At 65.3% G+C, this 20,060-nt stretch carries 12 protein-coding genes; 6 read left to right on the forward strand and 6 right to left on the reverse strand.

Features of this window, described 5'->3' with window-relative positions; genetic code table 11:
* Nucleotides 1-37 precede the first annotated feature (37 nt).
* The gene (gene gltX, locus ACE3N9_RS09975; protein ID WP_374283396.1) at nucleotides 38-1,363 is read right to left on the reverse strand and encodes a glutamate--tRNA ligase; all 1,326 of its coding nucleotides are present in this window, start codon (nucleotides 1,361-1,363) and stop codon (nucleotides 38-40) included.
* Nucleotides 1,364-1,440: 77 nt separating this feature from the next.
* Here gltX and ACE3N9_RS09980 point away from each other — a divergent pair, with 77 nt between their 5' ends.
* A complete protein-coding gene (locus ACE3N9_RS09980; protein WP_374283398.1) occupies nucleotides 1,441-2,574 on the forward strand; it encodes a serine hydrolase domain-containing protein in 1,134 nt (377 codons plus the stop codon).
* Nucleotides 2,575-2,617: 43 nt separating this feature from the next.
* On the opposite strand, the gene ACE3N9_RS09985 is transcribed toward ACE3N9_RS09980, so the two are convergent.
* The 4 genes from ACE3N9_RS09985 to rpoB form a co-directional block, all read right to left on the reverse strand.
* Entirely contained in the window at nucleotides 2,618-4,657 is a 2,040-nt protein-coding gene (locus tag ACE3N9_RS09985; RefSeq protein ID WP_374283400.1) for a hypothetical protein, read from the reverse strand.
* Complete coding sequence (locus tag ACE3N9_RS09990; protein WP_374283402.1) at nucleotides 4,654-5,523, reverse strand: hypothetical protein; 870 nt, start codon at nucleotides 5,521-5,523, stop codon at nucleotides 4,654-4,656. The genes ACE3N9_RS09985 and ACE3N9_RS09990 overlap by 4 nt, the downstream gene beginning before the upstream one ends.
* A gap of 91 nt (nucleotides 5,524-5,614) precedes the next feature.
* Entirely contained in the window at nucleotides 5,615-9,898 is a 4,284-nt protein-coding gene (rpoC, locus tag ACE3N9_RS09995) for a DNA-directed RNA polymerase subunit beta' (protein WP_374283404.1), read from the reverse strand.
* 84 nt (nucleotides 9,899-9,982) lie between these two features.
* Entirely contained in the window at nucleotides 9,983-14,140 is a 4,158-nt protein-coding gene (gene rpoB, locus ACE3N9_RS10000; protein WP_374283406.1) for a DNA-directed RNA polymerase subunit beta, read from the reverse strand.
* Between the two features lie 551 nt (nucleotides 14,141-14,691).
* Here rpoB and rplJ point away from each other — a divergent pair.
* Together rplJ and rplL are read left to right on the forward strand one after the other, a co-directional pair.
* The gene (gene rplJ / locus ACE3N9_RS10005) at nucleotides 14,692-15,204 is read left to right on the forward strand and encodes a 50S ribosomal protein L10 (protein ID WP_374283408.1); all 513 of its coding nucleotides are present in this window, start codon (nucleotides 14,692-14,694) and stop codon (nucleotides 15,202-15,204) included.
* A gap of 72 nt (nucleotides 15,205-15,276) precedes the next feature.
* Entirely contained in the window at nucleotides 15,277-15,648 is a 372-nt protein-coding gene (gene rplL, locus ACE3N9_RS10010; protein ID WP_189542701.1) for a 50S ribosomal protein L7/L12, read from the forward strand.
* A 148-nt stretch (nucleotides 15,649-15,796) separates the two neighbouring features.
* Here rplL and ACE3N9_RS10015 read toward each other — a convergent pair whose 3' ends face one another.
* A complete protein-coding gene (locus tag ACE3N9_RS10015; protein ID WP_374283410.1) occupies nucleotides 15,797-16,252 on the reverse strand; it encodes a cytochrome c family protein in 456 nt (151 codons plus the stop codon).
* A gap of 206 nt (nucleotides 16,253-16,458) precedes the next feature.
* Here ACE3N9_RS10015 and ACE3N9_RS10020 point away from each other — a divergent pair, with 206 nt between their 5' ends.
* From ACE3N9_RS10020 to groL, 3 genes are all read left to right on the forward strand, one after another.
* Complete coding sequence (locus ACE3N9_RS10020; RefSeq protein ID WP_374283412.1) at nucleotides 16,459-17,847, forward strand: MATE family efflux transporter; 1,389 nt, start codon at nucleotides 16,459-16,461, stop codon at nucleotides 17,845-17,847.
* 133 nt (nucleotides 17,848-17,980) lie between these two features.
* The gene (gene groES / locus ACE3N9_RS10025; RefSeq protein WP_374283414.1) at nucleotides 17,981-18,268 is read left to right on the forward strand and encodes a co-chaperone GroES; all 288 of its coding nucleotides are present in this window, start codon (nucleotides 17,981-17,983) and stop codon (nucleotides 18,266-18,268) included.
* A 40-nt stretch (nucleotides 18,269-18,308) separates the two neighbouring features.
* The gene (gene groL, locus ACE3N9_RS10030; protein WP_374283416.1) at nucleotides 18,309-19,952 is read left to right on the forward strand and encodes a chaperonin GroEL; all 1,644 of its coding nucleotides are present in this window, start codon (nucleotides 18,309-18,311) and stop codon (nucleotides 19,950-19,952) included.
* Nucleotides 19,953-20,060 lie beyond the last annotated feature (108 nt).

A 20,060-nucleotide genomic window follows, 5' to 3' on the forward strand; every position in this document is an offset into this window, starting at 1 on the left:
TTGCTTCGCTACGCTCGCAATGACGGTGGAACCAGGATCAGCCAGCCGCGCGCAATCGTTCCAGCGCCGCATCGCGCCCGATCAGCGGCAGCAGCGCGGCCATGTCGGGGCCGTGGTCCATGCCGGTCAGCGCGCGGCGCAGCGGCAGGAACAGCGCCTTGCCTTTGCGGCCGGTGGCTTCCTTGAGCGCGCCGGTCAGCGCGGCCCAATCCGCGCCGGTGCTGGCCAGCGCTTCGGCAGCGGCGGCCAGATAGGCCCGGTCTTCGTCTTCCAGTGCGGGCACGGCAATCGGCCCGGTAATCACCCGCCACCAGTCCGCCGCCTCGCCAATGTGCTCCAGGTTCGGGCGGATCGCCTCCCACGCCGCCTCGCCCATGCCTTCGGGCAACAGGTGCGATACGCGGGCGAAGGGCAGGCGGTGGACGATCCCCGCGTTGACCCGGTGCAGTTCCGCCTCGTCGAACCGGGCGGGTGCGCGGCCGAAGTGGGCCAGGTTGAAGCTGGCCGCCAGCGCCGCCGCATCGAGCGCCGGATCGACCGGATCGGAGGTCCCCAGCCGAGCCAGCAGCGCGACCAGCGCTTCCGGCTCGATGCCTGCTTCGCGCAGCTCGGCCACGCCCAGCGAGCCGAGCCGCTTCGACAGCTTGCCCTCGCTCCCGGTCAGCAGTGCTTCGTGCGCAAAACGCGGCGGCGCGGCGCCAAGCGCTTCGAACATCTGCACCTGCGCGGCAGTGTTCGACACGTGATCCTCGCCCCGCAGCACATCGGTGATGCCCATGGCAATGTCGTCGATCACCGATGGCAACAGGTATAGCCACGAGCCATCGGCACGGCGCACCACCGGGTCGCTCATCTTGGCGGGGTCGAAATGCTGGGCGCCCCGGATGCCGTCCTGCCATTCGATCGGCTGGTCCCGGTCGAGCAGGAAGCGCCAGTGCGGCGCTTCGCCCGCCGCTGCCTTCGCCGCGTGGTCCGCCTCGCCCAGCGCCAGCGCGGCACGGTCGTAGATCGGCGGCAGGCCGCGCCCAAGCAGCACCTTGCGCTTCAGCTCCAGTTCCTGCGCGGTTTCGTAGCAGCGATAGACGCGGCCCGCGGCGACCAGCCGCTGGAATTCGCGCTCGTACAAGTCGAACCGTGCGGACTGGCGCTCCTCTCCGTCCGTCACCAGCCCCAGCCAGGCAAGATCCGCGCGGATCGCTGCGACATAGTCCTCGCGGCTGCGCTGCGCGTCGGTATCGTCGATCCGCAGCAGGAAACGCCCGCCGGCCTGTTTCGCCAGCAACCAGTTGTGCAGCGCGGTGCGGATATTGCCGACATGCAGGTGCCCGGTGGGCGAAGGCGCGAAACGGGTGGTGACGGTCATGGTCGCTGCCCTACCCGCGCGCCGCCATGGCCGCAATATGCCTTGCCTTGGCCGTGCGCCGCGCTAGCCTGACCGGCATGAGCAACAGTGACCAGTTCGAAAGCGCCTTTGCCAAGGCCAATCTCGCCGGGGCCGTGGGCCTGATCGTCGACCGCGACGGGGTGCGTTATGCCCGCGCCCTGGGGGTAAAGGAGGCCGGCGGCGATGCGCCGATGGCCGAGGATACGCTGTTCCAGATCGCCTCGATGACCAAGGCGCTGGTTTCGGCCGGGGCGCTGCAGCTGGTCGAACAGGGCAAGCTGGAGCTGGATGCCGACATCGGCGCACTGCTGCCGGAACTGGCCAATCCGCAGGTGCTGACCGGGTTCGACGATGCCGGCCAGCCGCAGCTGCGCCCGGCCAAGCGCGCGGTGACCCTGCGCCACCTGCTGACCCACACCGCGGGGCTCGGCTATTTCTTCATCCACCCTGAAGTGCTGCGCTATTTCAGCGCCACGGGCATGCCGGTGCCGGGCACCCGCGCCTCGGTCACCATGCCGCTGATGTTCGATCCGGGCGAACGCTGGGAATATTCGGTGGCGACCGACTGGGTCGGCCTCGCGATCGAGGCGGCGACGGGCGAACGACTGAACGATTACCTGACCGCCAACCTGTTCGCCCCACTGGGGATGAACGACACCGCCTTCCGTGCGGAACTGCCCGCCGATGCGGCGCGGGTCCATGCGCGCGGCAAGGACGGCACGCTGAACCCGGTGCCGATCTACCTCGGCGGCGGGGAATTCGATGGCGGCGGCGGCGGCATCACCTCGACCGCGCCGGACTATGCTCGCTTCGTGCGGATGGTGCTGAACCAGGGCGAACTCGACGGCGCGCGGGTGCTTTCGCCTGCCAGCATCGCCGAAATGTCGCGCAACCAGATCGGCGCGGTCCGGGCCGGCTACATGGGCAGCGCCATGCCCGATTTCGCCCCGCCCTATGATGCCTTCCCTGATCAGCACACCGGGTGGAGCCTGGGCTTCCTGGTCAACCCCGAACAGGGCCCCAACGGCCGCGCGCCGGGCAGCCTGCACTGGGCCGGGATCTTCAATTCCTATTACTGGATCGACCCGACCACTGGCGTGGGCGGCGTGTTCATGAGCCAGCTGCAACCCTTCGGCGATCCCGGCGCGCTCGATTGCTTCGGCGCGCTGGAGCGGATGGCCTACGTTTGAACCCGGGCTGATGGCGCGTCCGGCCGATCCCGCCCTGGATGAGCTATTGATCCGTCCCGAAGCGTGACCGCGCGCGATTACCGCCCAGGCCCAGCAGTTCCGCCAGCGAACCGCGATTGCGCCACACCAGCACGCCGGCCGCGCAGAACAGGGCCAGGGTAGCCCCTGCGGAAGACCATTGCAGGATCCGGCCCACTTGCGGCAAGGCGGCCTTGCTGCCCAGGAAGTCTCCGATCCGGTTCAAACCATCGGCCAGCACCAGCAGGCCTAGCACGAAGACGACCCCTGCCACCCTGCGGTCGCGTTCGCGCACGCGCCGCCCCTCGAGGTCCTGGGCATGGTCTTCCAGGCTGGCCAAAGCCAGGTCGAGCGCCGCCTCCTTGCGCTGGACGCCGCGCAGCTTTTCCAGCTCGGCAAAGACATCGCGTTCGGTATCGTAGCGGAACACGTTGATGTAGCGGTGCTGTTCGTAATTGCGGTAACGGGCAATCTTGAGCGCGTTGATGGCCGTGCCGACATCACCCAGGTCATCCTGGGGGTTGCGGCCGCACAGATGCTCGTCGATCCGGGCAAGCTGCGCCAGGGTATCGACTTCGAAGTCCCGGGCCAGGAACTCTTTGTGCAGCGACAACACATGCACCAGAAACGCATAGGGGCAGGTGCCGATGTAATCATTCCCCACCTCGAGACTGCGCGAGCGCGCCGCATAGGTGATCATCGAACGATGGTTGGCGAAGCGGATGAAGAACCCCTCGTCCTGCTGGATATCGGTCGATGGATAGATCGGGTCGATCCCGTCCAGGATTTCGGACGGGTCCTGGTTCATGAAATCGATGATGTTCTGGTTGAAGCCCGACAGGAACAGATAGTCGAGGCAGTCGGGCCGCCCGCGCGCGAAGCTCGGGATATGCCACTTCGTGCCGGGAGCAGCGCCGTCCTCGAAAGTTCCGGCGCGAATGGCCGCAACCGCGGCATCGCTGAGGCTGGCATATTCCGGGCGGTCGCAGACCCAGTTCCAGAAGCTGTCGGGATTGCGCGGATCGTCATCCAGCAGCACGGGCCGGGTGCCCGCGCGGCGAACCAGCGTGGCCAGCCGGTCGGCATAGGGCGCATAGCACCCGTCCTGGATCAGCGTCCGGCGCGATACAGGCTCATCCTGACCGTCGACCCGCCGGGACAATCGCTCGAAAAAGACCGCATCGTTGAAATAGATCAGCGTCCGACAGCGCGGCATCCGCAGTCCGGGCACTTCGACCAGACCGGCCAGTTGCAGCAGTTGCATGCCCGCAGCAGGTGCGGGCACGGCATGCGCCTGCGCCAGCCGTTCCAACAGACACGCCGCATCGCCATCGAACAGCTCGCGCAGGCACGACCAGAACCGCCGCGGCACCGCATTGCCAACCGCCAGATGCAGATCGTCGAGCGGTCCGATCCCGAGCGGTTCATCCGTGAAGATCGAAACGCCGCAGTCCGCTTCGCTGCAGAACTTCTCCAGCAGGCGGTCATCCAGAGCAAACTCCTTGGGCGCGGCAAGCTTTTGCAGCATCGACAGGAACAGATAGTCGCCCGGGGTGTGGTCATAGTTCAGCGCAAAGCTGACATGCCAGCTGAGCGCGCCGTTGTTGTGCACGAACCAGAACCGGCGCAGCCGCGCCGGGCGCGGCGCGTCCAGTCCCCGGGGCGATGCGGTAAAAGTGCGTCCCTCGGTCTGCCAGCTGACCGTGCCGGGCGGATGGAACGTCGCATCGCACGCCAGCCGCGCGCGCGCATCCGGATCAACGCCAGGCACTCCGCTGGGATCCGCCGCCAGGATGAAATCGCAGGCTGCGCCATTGGCCTCGCGGTCCGCAATGTCGTTGAACAATGGTTCCACCGCGTTGCGCAAGGCCCGCGACACCGGTTCGCCCAGTTGCATCCGGGCCACTGCTTCCGGGCGATAGCGGCACGCGAATGCCGGCTGCTCTCCCGCTGCCAATGCGCCCGTATCCCACAGCCGTTCGGGCGGGATATAGAACGACAAGGTCCAGTGCAGCGTCCGGTCGGACGCATGTTCGAACTGCGCGGCGGGCCTGGACAGGTTCACGCCGACAACCTCCGGGCAAGCGCGATCAGGCTGCCATCAGCCGGCGGCGGATCCTGGCGCAGCGCCGCAATCGGCGGCTCCATCGGCAGGAGCCGCACAGTGCCCGCCTGTCGAACCGCATCGATCTGCGCAGCCGCCTCACGGCTTGTCACCGGATCGATCCCCTTGAGCACCGAGATCCCGAAGAAGCTGGTCAGGTGCGCGGCCAGGAATTCGCCGGGCAGCCCGGGACCGTCATGGCGCAGCGCGGCATAGACCAGCGCGCCATCCGCCTGCTGCCCGGCCGAGAGCGGCGGCTGAACATAATCGAGATCGACCAGCTTCGCCCCCATTCGCGCCCACACGGCCAGCCGATCAACCTGGTCGATCCCGCTGAAGGCACTGTCGGCGGCATAATGCTCAGCCGACAGGCGCAGCGGATCGTTCTGCTCGATGAACAGCGTGACCGGCGCGGACATGCGATCCAGCGCTGCCCGGCTGGCCTGTTCGACCGCGCCGAGCACGCGGCGCAGCAGACCGCGGCCCCGCGCTGCCGGTTCGACATAGGCATAGTTGAGCGCAACCGCGATCCGCCCGCCGATCAGCGTGGCTAGGAAGTTCGCTCCCGCCAGCACCGGCCCACCGGGCTGGTCCTGCCCAATCATCACCAGTTCGCGCACAGGCCACGGCGCAAACGGAAACTTGCGGCCATTCAGGCCAAGGCAGGCCTGGAAACCGGCCAGGTCTTCCTTTTCATCCGGCAGGATAAAGGCGCGGTCGTAGCCCGCAAAGAAGGCTTCAAGCACACGGCCGGGGCGGTCATCGACCGTCCAGCCGATTCCCCCGTCCCGATCCTCGAAGCATTGCGCGGCAGGTTCCATGGCCACGACTATAAGGCATTGTATCCCAGCGAAAAGCCCCGCCGGATCGCTCCGGCGGGGCTTTCTGTTAGCGGCCTGATCGGCGCGGACGAGGGGCTTATTCCTCGCCGGCTTCCGGGTTCAGGTATTCGCCCGCATCGGCATCGAGGCCGTGGGTTTCGCCTTCGACTTCGGCCAGCGGATCGTGGAAGCCGGCAGCTTCCGGACCCTGGGCCAGTTCGGCGGCGTGTTCCTCGGCAGCGCTGCTGGGAGCGATCAGCGCTTCCTGCAGCTTGCGATAGCTGGCGCGCAGGGCCGCGTCGCGGCTGCTGGCGGCAACCCGCAGGCGGTTCATGCCAGCGCCGGTCCCGGCGGGAATGAGCCGGCCGACGATGACGTTTTCCTTCAGCCCGATCAGCGAGTCCTTCTTCCCTTCAACCGCCGCCTGCGTCAGCACGCGGGTGGTTTCCTGGAACGAGGCGGCCGAGATGAACGAACGGGTCTGCAGCGAGGCCTTGGTGATCCCCAGCAGCACCGGCTTGCCTTCCGCAGGCTTCAGCCCCGGCGCCAGCTTGGCGTTGGTTTCGTCCATTTCCTCGCGGTCGACCTGTTCGCCGGCCAGCAGGGTGGTGTCCCCGCCATCGGTGATCTCGACCTTCTGCAGCATCTGGCGAACGATCACCTCGATGTGCTTGTCGTTGATCTTCACGCCCTGCAAGCGGTAGACTTCCTGGATTTCCGCGACGAGGTATTCGGCCAGCGCCTCGACCCCGAGCACTTCCAGGATGTCGTGCGGATCGGGCGAACCGCTGATCAGGTTGTCGCCCTTCTTGACCCAGTCGCCTTCCTGGACGTCGATCACCTTCGACTTGGGGATCAGGTATTCCACCGGATCGCCTTCCTCGGGGATGATCGCGATCTTGCGCTTGGCCTTGTAGTCGCGGACGAATTCGATCCGGCCGCTGGTCTTGGCGATGATCGCGTTGTCCTTCGGCTTGCGGGCTTCGAACAGTTCCGCAACGCGCGGCAGACCGCCGGTGATGTCGCGGGTCTTGGCGGCTTCGCGGCTGGCGCGGGCCAGCACGTCACCGGCTTCGACCATCTGGCCATCCTCGACCGACAGGGTGGTGCCCGGCGCCATCATGTAGCGCGCGGCTTCACCGCTGGCATCGTCAAGCAAAGTCAGGCGCGGACGCAGGTCTTCCTTCTTCGAGCGGCTGGCCGAACGGTTCTCGGTCACGACGCGGCTGCTCATGCCGGTCGCTTCGTCGGTCTGTTCGGTCAGGGTCTTGCCGTCGACCAGGTCCTGGTACTTCACGATACCCGACTTTTCGGTGATGATCGGGGTGGTGAAGGGGTCCCACTCGGCCAGGCGATCGCCTTCATTGATGATCGCGCCGTCCTCGTGCAGCAGATGAGTACCGTAGGGGACCTTGTGGATCGCCCGCTCGCGCCCTTCGCTGTCGATCACCACCACTTCACCGCTGCGCGCCAGGCTGAGTCGGCGACCGCGCTTGTCGGTGATGGTCGGGATGTCGCGATAGGTCACCGTGCCGTCGCAGATCGCCTCGAGGTGCGACTGCTCGTTGACCTGCGCGGCCCCGCCGATGTGGAAGGTACGCATGGTCAGCTGGGTGCCGGGTTCACCGATCGACTGGGCGGCGATGACGCCAACCGCTTCGCCGATGTTCACCGGGGTCCCGCGGGCCAGATCGCGGCCATAGCAGGTGCCGCAGACGCCCTGTTCGGCTTCGCAGATCAGCGGCGAACGAATCCGCGCGGCCTGGATGCCGGTGGCTTCGATCGCGGCCACGGCAGCTTCGTCCAGCAGATCGCCCTTGGCGGCAACAACCTTGCCGTCCTTGTCGACGATGTCCTCGGCCAGGGTGCGGCCCAGGATGCGTTCGGCCAGCGACGCGATCGTCGAACCGCCCTGCACGATCGAGCGCATTTCCAGCGCGCGTTCGGTGCCGCAATCCTCGATCACCACCACGCAGTCCTGCGATACGTCGACCAGTCGGCGGGTCAGGTAACCCGAGTTCGCGGTCTTGAGCGCGGTGTCCGCCAGGCCCTTGCGGGCGCCGTGGGTGGAGTTGAAGTATTCAAGGACGGTCAGGCCTTCCTTGAAGTTCGAGATGATCGGGGTCTCGATGATTTCGCCCGACGGCTTGGCCATCAGCCCGCGCATCCCGGCCAGCTGCTTCATCTGGGTCGGGGAACCACGCGCACCGGAGTGCGACATCATGTAGATCGAGTTGATCGGCTTCTGGCGGCCCGTTTCAGGGTCGATCGGCGAGGCCTTGATCTCGTCCATCATGGCGTTCGCGACCTGGTCGCCGCAGCGGCTCCAGGCGTCGATCACCTTGTTGTACTTTTCCTGCTGGGTGATCAGGCCGTCCTGGTACTGCTGTTCATAGTCAGCCACCAGTTCCTTGGTTTCATTGACCAGCGCATCCTTGCTGTCGGGGATGATCATGTCGTCCTTGCCGAATGAGATCCCCGCCTTGAACGCGTGACGGAAGCCCAGCGCCATGATTGCGTCGGCGAACAGCACCGTGTCCTTCTGGCCGGTGTGGCGATAGACCTGGTCGATGACGTCGCCGATTTCCTTCTTGGTCAGCACCTTGTTGACCACATCGAAGGGCACGGTGTGCGACTTGGGCAGGCATTCTCCGATCAGCATGCGGCCCGGGGTGGTTTCGAACCGCTTCTGATACTGGTTGCCCTGCTCGTCGGTCTGCGGCACGCGGGCCACGATCTTCGAATGTAGCGTCACCGCCTTGGCTTCAAGCGCCTGGTGCACTTCGGCCATATCGGCAAAGGCCATGCCCTGCCCCGGTTCGTTTTCACGGTCGATCGACAGATAGTACAGCCCCAGCACCATGTCCTGCGACGGCACGATGATCGGCTTGCCGTTGGCGGGCGAGAGGATGTTGTTGGTCGACATCATCAGCACGCGCGCTTCAAGCTGGGCTTCGAGGCTCAGCGGCACGTGGACGGCCATCTGGTCACCGTCGAAGTCGGCGTTGAACGCCGAGCAGACGAGCGGGTGCAGCTGGATCGCCTTGCCTTCGATCAGTACCGGTTCGAACGCCTGGATGCCCAGACGGTGCAGCGTCGGCGCGCGGTTCAGCATGACCGGGTGTTCGCGGATCACTTCATCCAGGATGTCCCAGACTTCCTTGCGTTCCTTTTCGACCCACTTCTTGGCCTGCTTCAGGGTCATCGACAGACCCTTGGCGTCAAGCCGCGCGTAGATGAACGGCTTGAACAGTTCGAGCGCCATCTTCTTGGGCAGGCCGCACTGGTGCAGCTTGAGTTCCGGGCCGGTCACGATCACCGAACGGCCCGAATAGTCGACGCGCTTGCCGAGCAGGTTCTGGCGGAAGCGGCCCTGCTTGCCCTTGAGCATGTCGGACAGCGACTTGAGCGGACGCTTGTTCGCGCCGGTGATCACGCGGCCACGGCGCCCATTGTCGAACAGCGCGTCGACCGCTTCCTGCAGCATGCGCTTTTCGTTGCGGACGATGATGTCCGGCGCGCGCAGTTCGATCAGCCGCTTCAGGCGGTTGTTGCGGTTGATGACGCGGCGGTAAAGGTCGTTGAGGTCCGAGGTGGCGAAGCGGCCACCGTCGAGCGGCACCAGCGGGCGCAGTTCGGGCGGAATGACCGGCACGACATCGAGGATCATCCATTCCGGGCGGTTGCCGGATTCGATGAACGATTCAACGACCTTGAGGCGCTTGATGATCTTCTTGGGCTTGAGCTCGCTCTTGGTGGTGGCGAGTTCTTCGAGCAGATCGACCTTTTCCTGTTCGAGGTCGAGGCTCATCAGCATGTGCTTGACCGCCTCGGCACCGATCCCGGCCGAGAACGCATCCTCGCCGTATTCGTCCTGGTAGTCGCACAGCTCGTCTTCGGTCAGCAGCTGGTACTTTTCAAGCGGGGTCAGGCCCGGCTCGATCACCACGTAGCTTTCGAAGTAGAGGATGCGTTCGAGCTGCTTGAGCTGCATGTCGAGCAGCAGGCCGATGCGCGAGGGCAGCGACTTGAGGAACCAGATGTGCGCAACCGGCGCGGCCAGTTCGATGTGGCCCATGCGTTCGCGGCGGACCTTGGTGACGGTCACTTCGACGCCGCACTTTTCGCAGACGACGCCCTTGTACTTCATCCGCTTGTACTTGCCGCACAGGCATTCGTAGTCCTTCACGGGACCGAAGATGCGGGCGCAGAACAGGCCGTCGCGTTCGGGCTTGAACGTGCGGTAGTTGATCGTTTCCGGCTTCTTGATTTCGCCGAAGGACCAGCTGCGGATGCGTTCCGGCGAAGCCAGGCCTATCTGGATCTGGTCGAAGGTTTCGGGCTTCGCGATCTGGTTGGTGAACTTGGTCAGGTCGTTCATGGTTCAATCCCTTGAAGGGTGAATGTCTTGGGCGTCAGCTGGGCGGGCGGCGCGGCTTCTGGCGAAGCCGGCCGCCCGGCCCGCTTATTCCGCGGCCTCGGCAAGACCGTCGTCATCCTCATCGGTGAGCGACGACAGTTCCACATTGAGGCCAAGGCTGCGCATTTCCTTGACGAGCACGTTGAAGCTTTCGGGAATGCCGGCCTCGAAGGTGTCGTCGCCCTTGACGATCGCTTCGTAGACCTTGGTACGGCCGACCACGTCGTCCGACTTCACCGTCAGCATTTCCTGCAGCGTGTAGGCCGCGCCGTAGGCCTGGAGCGCCCAGACCTCCATTTCCCCGAAGCGCTGGCCGCCGAACTGGGCCTTGCCGCCCAGCGGCTGCTGGGTGACGAGGCTGTAGGGCCCGATCGAACGCGCGTGGATCTTGTCGTCGACGAGGTGGTGCAGCTTCAGCACGTACTTGTAGCCCACGGTGACCTTGCGGTCGAAGGCTTCGCCGGTGCGGCCGTCGAACAGGGTGACCTGCCCGCTTTCGTCCAGCCCGGCCTTACGCAGCATCGCCGAAACGTCAGCTTCCACCGCGCCGTCGAACACGGGCGAGCCCATCGGCACGCCGGCACGGACGTTCTCGGCCAGCTCGACAATCTGGTCAGGCGAGCGCGAGGCGATATCGTCGGCATAGTTGTCGCCATAGATATCGGCCAGCAGTTCCTTGACCGCTTCCGGCGGGCTGCCGGCGGCGGGGTTCGGATTGGCTTCGCGCCAGGCATCCAGCGCCGCCCCGATCTTCTTGCCCAGGCCGCGCGCGGCCCAGCCAAGGTGGGTTTCGAAGATCTGCCCGACGTTCATGCGGCTCGGCACGCCCAGCGGGTTGAGCACGAAGTCGACCGGGGTCCCATCTTCGAGGAACGGCATGTCCTCGCACGGCAGGATGCGGCTGATGATGCCCTTGTTGCCGTGACGGCCGGCCATCTTGTCGCCCGGCTGCAGCTTGCGCTTCACCGCGACGAAGACCTTGACCATCTTGAGCACGCCCGGGGCGAGTTCGTCGCCGCGTTCGAGCTTTTCCTTGCGGTCCTCGAACTTCTCCTGGATCGCCTTGACGGTCGCATCGTACTGCGCCTTCACGGCCTCCAGTTGGCCCTGGACCTTGTCGTCGGCCACGGCGAACTTCCACCATTCGTGACGCTCGACTTCGGCGAGGTTCTCGTCCGAAATCGTGTCGCCCTTCTTGAACCCCTTGGGGGCAGCAGCGGCAACCTGGCCGATCAGCATGTCCTTGAGGCGGTTGTAGGTGGCACGGTTGAGGATCGCGCGTTCGTCTTCACGGTCCTTGGCGAGGCGTTCGATTTCCTCGTTCTGGATCGCGCGGGTACGGTCGTCGATTTCGATGCCGTGACGGTTGAACACGCGCACGTCGACAATGGTCCCGGCCACGCCCGGCGGCAGGCGGAGCGAGGTGTCGCGCACGTCGCTGGCCTTTTCGCCGAAGATCGCGCGCAGCAGCTTTTCTTCCGGCGTCATCGGCGATTCACCCTTCGGGGTGATCTTGCCGACCAGAATGTCGCCCGGATGCACTTCGGCGCCGACATAGACGATGCCCGCTTCGTCGAGGTTGCGCAGGGCTTCCTCGCCGACATTCGGGATGTCGCGGGTGATGTCTTCAGGCCCAAGCTTCGTGTCGCGGGCCATGACTTCGAATTCCTCGATGTGGATCGAGGTGAACACGTCGTCCTTGACGATGCGTTCGCTGATCAGGATCGAGTCTTCGTAGTTGTAGCCATTCCACGGCATGAACGCGACGAGCACGTTGCGGCCCAGCGCCAGTTCGCCCAGCTCGGTCGACGGGCCGTCGGCGATGATGTCGCCGGCAGAGACCACGTCGCCCACCTTCACCAGCGGACGCTGGTTGATGCAGGTCGACTGGTTCGAACGTTCGAACTTCTGCAGGCGGTAGATGTCGACGCCCGACTGGCCGGCTTCGATGTCACCCGAAGCGCGGATCACGATACGGGTCGCGTCGACCTGGTCGACGATCCCGGCGCGCAGGGCAGAAATCGCAGCGCCGGAATCGCGCGCCACGGTGCCTTCCATCCCGGTGCCGACGAACGGCGCTTCGGCGCGGACCAGCGGCACGGCCTGGCGCTGCATGTTCGAGCCCATCAGCGCGCGGTTGGCGTCGTCGTTTTCCAGGAACGGAATGAGCGAGGCCGCGACCGAGACGAGCTGCTTGGGGCTGACGTCCATCAGCGTCACGTGATCGCGCGGGGCCATCACGAATTCGCCGGCTTCACGGGCCGAAACCAGTTCCTCGACGAACGAGCCATCGGCGTTCAGTTCGGCCGAAGCCTGCGCGACGGTGTGCTTGGATTCTTCCATCGCCGAGAGGTAGACGACCTCACCGGTCACCTTGCCGTCGATCACCTTGCGGTACGGGGTTTCGATGAACCCGTACTTGTTGACGCGGGCGAAAGTCGACAGCGAGTTGATCAGGCCGATGTTCGGGCCTTCCGGCGTTTCAATCGGGCAGATGCGGCCATAGTGGGTCGGGTGAACGTCGCGGACTTCGAAGCCCGCGCGTTCGCGGGTCAGACCGCCCGGCCCAAGCGCCGAAACGCGGCGCTTGTGAGTCACTTCCGACAGCGGGTTGGTCTGGTCCATGAACTGCGAGAGCTGCGACGAACCGAAGAATTCGCGGACCGCGGCCACGGCCGGCTTGGCGTTGATCAGGTCGTTCGGCATCACGGTCGACACGTCGACGCTGCTCATGCGTTCCTTGACCGCGCGTTCCATGCGCAGCAGGCCGACGCGGTACTGGTTTTCCAGCAGTTCGCCGACCGAACGGACGCGGCGGTTGCCGAGGTTGTCGATGTCGTCGACTTCGCCCTTGCCGTCCTTCAGGTTCACCAGTTCCTTGACCACCGCGAGGATATCCTCGGTGCGCAGGGTGGTGATGGTGTCTTCGCATTCCAGCGCGAGGCGCATGTTCAGCTTGACGCGGCCCACGGCCGAGAGATCGTAGCGGTCCGGATCGAAGAACAGGCCGTCGAACAGCGCTTCGGCGGTTTCGCGCGTCGGCGGTTCGCCCGGGCGCATGACGCGGTAGATGTCAGCCAGCGCGTGATCGCGGTCCTCGGCCTTGTCGGCCTTGAGCGTGTTGCGGATCCACGGCCCGGTCGAAACGTGGTCGATGTCGAGCAGGTCGATCTGATCGATCCCGGCCTTGTCGAGCGCGTCGAGGTTGTCGGGCGACACTTCGTCCCCGGCTTCAATGTAGATGCGGCCGGTCGACTCGTCGATCAGGTCGCGCGCCGAATAACGGCCGAAGATTTCCTCGGTCGGGATCAGCAGTTCGGCCAGACCGTCCTTTTCCGCCTTGTTGGCGGCGCGCGGACTGATCTTGGTGCCGGCGGCAAAGATCACTTCGCCGCTCTTGGCATCGACGATGTCGAACGCCGGCTTCTGGCCGCGCCAGGCTTCGGCCACATAGGGCAGGCGCCAGCCGCCTTCACCGCGCTTCCAGGTGACGGTCTGGTAGAAGAAGTTGAGGATGCCCTCGTCGTCCAGGCCCAGCGCGTGCAGCAGCGCGGTGACCGGCAGCTTGCGCTTGCGGTCGATGCGGACGTTGACGATGTCCTTGGCATCGAATTCGAAGTCCAGCCACGAGCCACGGTACGGGATCACGCGGGCGGCGAACAGGTACTTGCCCGAGGAGTGGGTCTTGCCGCGGTCATGGTCGAACAGCACACCCGGCGAACGGTGCATCTGCGACACGATCACGCGTTCGGTGCCGTTGATGATGAAGGTGCCGTTCTCCGTCATCAAGGGCATGTCGCCCATGTAGACGTCCTGTTCCTTGATATCGAGGACCGAGCGGGTTTCGGTTTCCGCGTCCACTTCGAACACGATCAGGCGCAGCGTGACCTTCATCGGCGCGGCATAGGTGATCCCGCGCTGACGGCATTCGGTGGTGTCGTACTTGGGGTCTTCCAGCTCGTAATGGACGAAGTCCAGCTCGCTGGTGCCCGCGAAGTCGCGGATCGGGAAGACCGAACGCAGGGTCTTTTCCAGGCCCGAGACATAGCCCGTGGCGGGGTTCGAGCGCAGGAACTGCTCGTAGCTTTCGCGCTGAACCTCGATCAGGTTCGGCATCTGCACCACTTCGTGGATGTCGCCGAAGATCTTGCGGATGCGCTTCTTGGACGAAGTGCGGCCACTGTGGACGGGCTTGGTCGCCATGAGGAGTCTTGCCTCTTTGCTCTACGAATGCCGGTTGCCCGGCGGAAAATTGCCACACGCGGTGCGTGGCCCATCAGACGCCAAAAAGGCCGCATGGCGACGGCACCCCGATGGGAGCCGACCCGCAGCCTGTCGCGTCAGATGGATGACCCGGTGCTTCCTTCCCGGCACGGCCCCCGCGCATGGGCCGCACTTGCTCGAAGCGCCGAGCGTTGCGGGGCCTATAGGCGCGGGGTCGCGTCGAGTCAAACCATGCCGACCGCAATTCCTTGACTCAGCCTCGCCGCCTGCTAATGGCGCGCTCTGACCGGACAGGGATTCGTCCCCGCCCGCGTCATCCGTCCGAGACAGTTGCCGGGGGTTTCCCTCTTAATCCGCAACCTAGACGGGGACAGAGACATTCCGGCCGGCGCCGCGTGCGCCTGCCCGGCCTGGCACTTCGGTGTGCCCTCCTTCCCCATCGCACGGACTCGCCCGTGGCCTTCTGGCCACGGACAACGTAGCCGGCCGTGCGGGACTTTCCCGCCCGGTCATTTGTGAAGGAGTAAGGCATGGATCGTTCGCAGAAAGCCGAATCGGTCGCATCGCTGAACGCGGTCTTCAACGAAGTTGGCGTGGTGGTCATCACCCGCAACCTCGGCATGACGGTGGCCCAGTCCACCGCCCTGCGCGGCAAGATCCGGGAAGTGGGCGCGTCCTACAAGGTTGCGAAGAACAGTCTTGCCAAGCTTGCCATCAAGGACACGGACTACGCCGGCCTGGACGATATGTTCACCGGTCCCACCGCGATCGCCGCCTCGGTCGATCCGGTGGCAGCCGCCAAGGCGGTTGTGGAGTTCGCCAAGACCACCGACAAGATCGAAATCGTCGGTGGTTCGATGGGCAGCCAGGTTCTGACCCCCGAAGGTGTCAAGGCGCTTGCCTCGATGCCCTCGCTCGACGAACTGCGCGGCACGCTCATCGGTCTGGTCCAGGCTCCGGCCACGAAGATCGCCCAGCTCACGACCGCTCCGGCGGCCAAGCTGGCCCGTGTCTTCGGCGCCTACGCCAAGGAAGCTGCATAAGACTGTTCCCACGATTTACCGGAAGTTCTGGGCGCGTCCCGCTTCCGGCCCATCTATCAGGAGTGAAACATCATGGCCGATATCGCCAAGCTGGTTGAAGAACTTTCGAAGCTGACCGTCCTCGAGGCGGCTGACCTCGCCAAGGCCCTCGAAGAAGCGTGGGGCGTCAGCGCCGCCGCTGCTGTCGCGGTTGCCGCTGCTCCGGCCGCTGCTGCCGAAGCCGCTGAAGAAAAGACCGAATTCGACGCGATCCTGACCTCGGACGGCGGCAACAAGATCGCCGTCATCAAGGAAGTCCGCGCGATCACCTCGCTCGGCCTGACCGAAGCCAAGGCGCTGGTCGAAGCCGCGCCGAAGGCGATCAAGGAAGGCGTGTCGAAGGCTGAAGCCGAAGACATCAAGGCCAAGGTCGAAGCCGCCGGCGGCAAGGTCGAAATCAAGTAAGCTTCAACCGCTTACCGATTTCACACGAAGGGGCGGTCCGGCAACGGGCCGCCCTTTTCGTTTGCCCGCGTCCGGCGTGCGGATGGCCGACGCAAGAAGGGCCGGAGCTTGCGCCCCGGCCCTTCCGCGCGACCCAGAGGCTGAAGACTTACTTCAGCGTCTTGAGGTATTCGATCACTTCCTTGCGCTTGGCCGCATCGGACAGGCCCGCGAAAGTCATCTTGGTGCCCGGCACCAGTTTCATCGGCGCGGTCAGGTACTTGTCCAGCGTGGCATCGTCCCAGGTCAGGTTCGCGCTTTTCATCGCATCGCTGAAGGCATAGCCCGCAATCTCGCCCGACTTGGTGCCATAGACGCCGGCCAGGCTCGGCCCGATGCCATGCTTGCCCTTTTCGACCGCGTGGCACGCCGCGCACTGGGCGAAGGCCGCGGGCTTGCCGCCGGCATCGGCCGTGCTGGCCGCCGCGCTGGGCGTAGCAGCGGCAGGCGCCGCACCCGACGTATCGGCAGCGCTGTCGGCGGCCTTGTCCTCGGCCGGCTTGCCGCAAGCGGCCAGACCCAGCGCCAGGGCCAGGGCAATCGTGGAACGGGCATCAATTCGCATCAGTCTCTCTCCAACAAGCCTGACCGCCCCGCCCCCACGGCGGCGGACATCAAAAAGGGCGCGCCAATTAGACCGGCAAACATGCCGGGTGGAAGTGCCTTTCTTGCAGCGGACGTTGCATTTACCGCACGCCGCGCCGGAAAATTTCCGCCCCGGGGACTTCGCGCTTGGTGCCTGCCGCGCCAGCGCCTATCCGGACCGGCTTCATGGCCGAGACCAGCCTCCCCTCTCCCTTGCGCAACGAACTGCGCGAAACGCTGCGGCTGGCGGCGCCGCTGGCGGCCGCCAACCTGCTGCAGATGCTGGTCTATGCGATCGACGTGATCTTCGTCGCCCGGCTGGGGGAAACGGCGCTGGCCGCATCGAGCCTCGCGACCACGCTGTTCGGGCTGATGATGTGGTGCACGATCGGCCTGACCGGGGCCTGCGCCCCGCTGATCGCGGCTGAACTGGGCCGCCGCCGCCATGCGGTGCGCGAAGTGCGCCGTTCGGTGCGGATGGCGCTGTGGCTGGCGGTGGCCTGCGGACTGCTGGCCATGGCCGTGGCGGCCAAAGGCGAAGCGCTGCTGCGGCTGACCGGGCAGGATGCCGAAGTGTCGCGCCAGGCCGGGCGGTTCCTGGAAATCCTGTTGTGGGCGACCATTCCTAACATCATGGCCGGGGTGCTGCGCAATTTCGTCTCGGCGCTGGGCCGCCCGGTGTTTGCCACGGGGATCACCGCACTGGCGATCCTGGTTAACGCGCTGGGCAACTACGTGTTCGTGTTCGGCCACTTCGGCGCGCCGGTGATGGGGCTGGATGGCTCCGCGTTGTCGAGCGTGCTGACCGCCTTTGCCATGCTGGGCGCCTATGTGCTGGCGATCCGCGCTGACCGGCGGCTGCGGCGCTATCACCTGTTCGGGCGCTGGTGGCGCGCGGAATGGGCGCGGCTGCGCGACCTGCTGCGCATCGGCCTGCCGATCGCGCTGATCATCCTGGCCGAAGGCGGGCTGTTTTCCAGCGCGGCCTTCCTGATGGGGCTGATCGGCCAGGCGCAACTGGCCGGGCACACCGTGGCGCTGCAAGTGGCAGCGTTGGCGTTCCAGATCCCGTTCGGCATCGGCCAGGCGGCGACGATCCGGGTCGGCTATCACTTTGGTGCGGGCAACCATGCAGCGGTCGGCCATGCCGGCAAGGCCGCGCTGCTGATGGCGCTGGTCTATATGGCCCTGCCTGCCGCGCTGATGATCGGCGCGCCGCGCTTCGTGCTGGGGCTCTATGTCGATCCGGCCGCGCCGCAGAACGCGGCGATGGTTGGCTTTGCGGTCCAATACCTGGCGATTGCCGCGGCCTTCCAGCTGTTCGACGGGATGCAGGCGGTGCTGGCTGGGGCACTGCGCGGATTGCAGGACACCCGCGTGCCGATGCTGCTGGCGCTGGCGGGCTACTGGCTGTGCGGGTTCGCCACATCGGCCGTGCTGGGGTTCCTGACGCCGCTGGGCGGGTATGGGGTGTGGCTCGGCCTGGCGGTGGGTTTGATCATCGTCTCCGCGCTGCTCGGCCAGCGCTGGTGGCGGCGCGAACGGCTGGGACTTGTGCCGGATTGGCGCGACTAGCGCGACTTTCGAAAAATTTCACCGGACTCGCCTTGACGCCTCGCAAGGCCCCACCCATATGCGCCGCGCTGGCACTCTTGGACCGAGAGTGCCAATTCACATCTTGTGAACGCTAGAGAGAGGGAACACACCCATGGCATTCCGTCCGTTGCACGATCGCGTGCTCGTCCGCCGCGTCGAAGCCGAAGAAAAGACCGCAGGCGGGATCATCATCCCCGACAGCGCCAAGGAAAAGCCGGCCGAAGGCGAAATCGTCGCCGTTGGCAATGGCACCAAGGCCGAAGACGGCAAGGTGACGCCGCTCGACGTCAAGGTTGGCGACCGCGTACTGTTCGGCAAGTGGTCGGGCACCGAAGTCAAGGTCGGCGGTGAAGACCTGCTGATCATGAAGGAAAGCGACATCCTGGGCGTCGTCGCCTGATCGCTGTTCAACCAGACTCTGAAATCAAAGGAATTCTGATATGGCTGCCAAGGACGTGAAGTTCGGCCGTGACGCCCGCGAACGCATTCTCGCCGGTGTCGACATCCTCGCCAACGCCGTGAAGGTGACCCTGGGCCCCAAGGGCCGCAACGTCGTGATCGACAAGAGCTTCGGCGCCCCGCGCATCACCAAGGACGGTGTGTCGGTTGCCAAGGAAATCGAACTCAAGGACAAGTTCGAGAACATGGGCGCCCAGATGCTGCGCGAAGTCGCCAGCAAGGCGAACGACGCCGCCGGTGACGGCACCACCACCGCCACCGTGCTGGCCCAGGCCATCGTGCGCGAAGGCATGACCTCGGTCGCCGCCGGCATGAACCCGATGGACCTCAAGCGCGGCATCGATATCGCCGTGTCCAAGGTGGTTGACGATCTCAAGGCCCGTTCGACCCCGGTCGCCGGTTCGTCGGAAATCGCCCAGGTCGGCATCATTTCGGCCAATGGCGACAAGGAAGTCGGCGAAAAGATCGCCGAAGCCATGGAAAAGGTCGGCAAGGAAGGCGTGATCACCGTGGAAGAGGCCAAGGGCCTCGAATTCGAACTCGATGTCGTCGAAGGCATGCAGTTCGACCGCGGCTACCTGTCGCCGTACTTCATCACCAACCCGGAAAAGATGACGGTCGAACTCGATAACCCGTACATCCTGATCCACGAGAAGAAGCTGTCGAACCTCCAGTCGATGCTGCCGATCCTCGAAGCGGTGGTGCAGTCGGGCCGTCCGCTGCTGATCATCGCCGAAGACATCGAAGGCGAAGCGCTGGCCACCCTGGTCGTCAACAAGCTGCGTGGCGGCCTGAAGATCGCCGCCGTCAAGGCGCCGGGCTTCGGCGATCGCCGCAAGGCCATGCTGCAGGACATCGCGATCCTCACCGCCGGTGAAATGATCAGCGAAGACCTGGGCATCAAGCTCGAAACCGTCACGCTCGGCATGCTCGGCCAGGCCAAGCGCGTGTCGATCGACAAGGACAACACCACCATCGTCGACGGCGCTGGCGCCGCGGACGAGATCAAGGGCCGCGTCGAACAGATCCGTGCCCAGATCGAAGTCACCACCAGCGACTATGACCGCGAAAAGCTGCAGGAACGCCTGGCCAAGCTGGCTGGCGGCGTTGCCGTGATCAAGGTTGGCGGTGCGACCGAAGTCGAAGTGAAGGAACGCAAGGACCGCGTTGACGACGCACTCCATGCCACCCGCGCCGCGGTGGAAGAAGGCATCGTCCCCGGTGGCGGCACCGCGCTGCTCTACGCCACCAAGGCGCTCGAAGGGCTCAAGGGCGCCAACGACGACCAGACCAAGGGCATCGACATCGTGCGCCGCGCGATCCTGGCGCCGCTGCGCCAGATCGCCGAAAACGCCGGCCATGACGGCGCGGTGATTTCGGGCAACCTGCTGCGCGAAGGTGACGAATCGCAGGGTTTCAACGCCGCGACCGACACCTACGAAAACCTCAAGGCCGCTGGCGTGATCGATCCGACCAAGGTCGTGCGCACCGCACTGCAGGACGCCGCTTCGGTGTCGGGCCTGCTGATCACGACCGAAGCCGCGATCGCCGAACGTCCGGACGACAAGCCGGCCATGGGCGGCATGCCCGGCGGCATGGGCGGCATGGGCGGCATGGACTTCTAAGTCCACGCCACCAGGCAAACCGATGCGGGGGCCGGAAGAGCGATCTTCCGGCCCCTTGCTTTTGCGGCCAGATGCACGCCACGTAGAATTGTTGCCCAATTGTTACGC

This window comes from Novosphingobium sp. (assembly GCF_041905565.1).
GTDB lineage: Bacteria > Pseudomonadota > Alphaproteobacteria > Sphingomonadales > Sphingomonadaceae > Novosphingobium.

Excerpts from the sequence above, each read along its gene's own strand:
- gltX (WP_374283396.1), bottom strand. The coding sequence starts at position 1,363 with ATGACCGTCACCACCCGTTTCGCGCCTTCGCCCACCGGGCACCTGCAT.
- ACE3N9_RS09980 (WP_374283398.1), top strand. The coding sequence starts at position 1,441 with ATGAGCAACAGTGACCAGTTCGAAAGCGCCTTTGCCAAGGCCAATCTC.
- rpoC (WP_374283404.1), bottom strand. The coding sequence starts at position 9,898 with ATGAACGACCTGACCAAGTTCACCAACCAGATCGCGAAGCCCGAAACC.
- rpoB (WP_374283406.1), bottom strand. The coding sequence starts at position 14,140 with ATGGCGACCAAGCCCGTCCACAGTGGCCGCACTTCGTCCAAGAAGCGC.
- rplJ (WP_374283408.1), top strand. The coding sequence starts at position 14,692 with ATGGATCGTTCGCAGAAAGCCGAATCGGTCGCATCGCTGAACGCGGTC.
- rplL (WP_189542701.1), top strand. The coding sequence starts at position 15,277 with ATGGCCGATATCGCCAAGCTGGTTGAAGAACTTTCGAAGCTGACCGTC.
- ACE3N9_RS10015 (WP_374283410.1), bottom strand. The coding sequence starts at position 16,252 with ATGCGAATTGATGCCCGTTCCACGATTGCCCTGGCCCTGGCGCTGGGT.
- ACE3N9_RS10020 (WP_374283412.1), top strand. The coding sequence starts at position 16,459 with ATGGCCGAGACCAGCCTCCCCTCTCCCTTGCGCAACGAACTGCGCGAA.
- groES (WP_374283414.1), top strand. The coding sequence starts at position 17,981 with ATGGCATTCCGTCCGTTGCACGATCGCGTGCTCGTCCGCCGCGTCGAA.
- groL (WP_374283416.1), top strand. The coding sequence starts at position 18,309 with ATGGCTGCCAAGGACGTGAAGTTCGGCCGTGACGCCCGCGAACGCATT.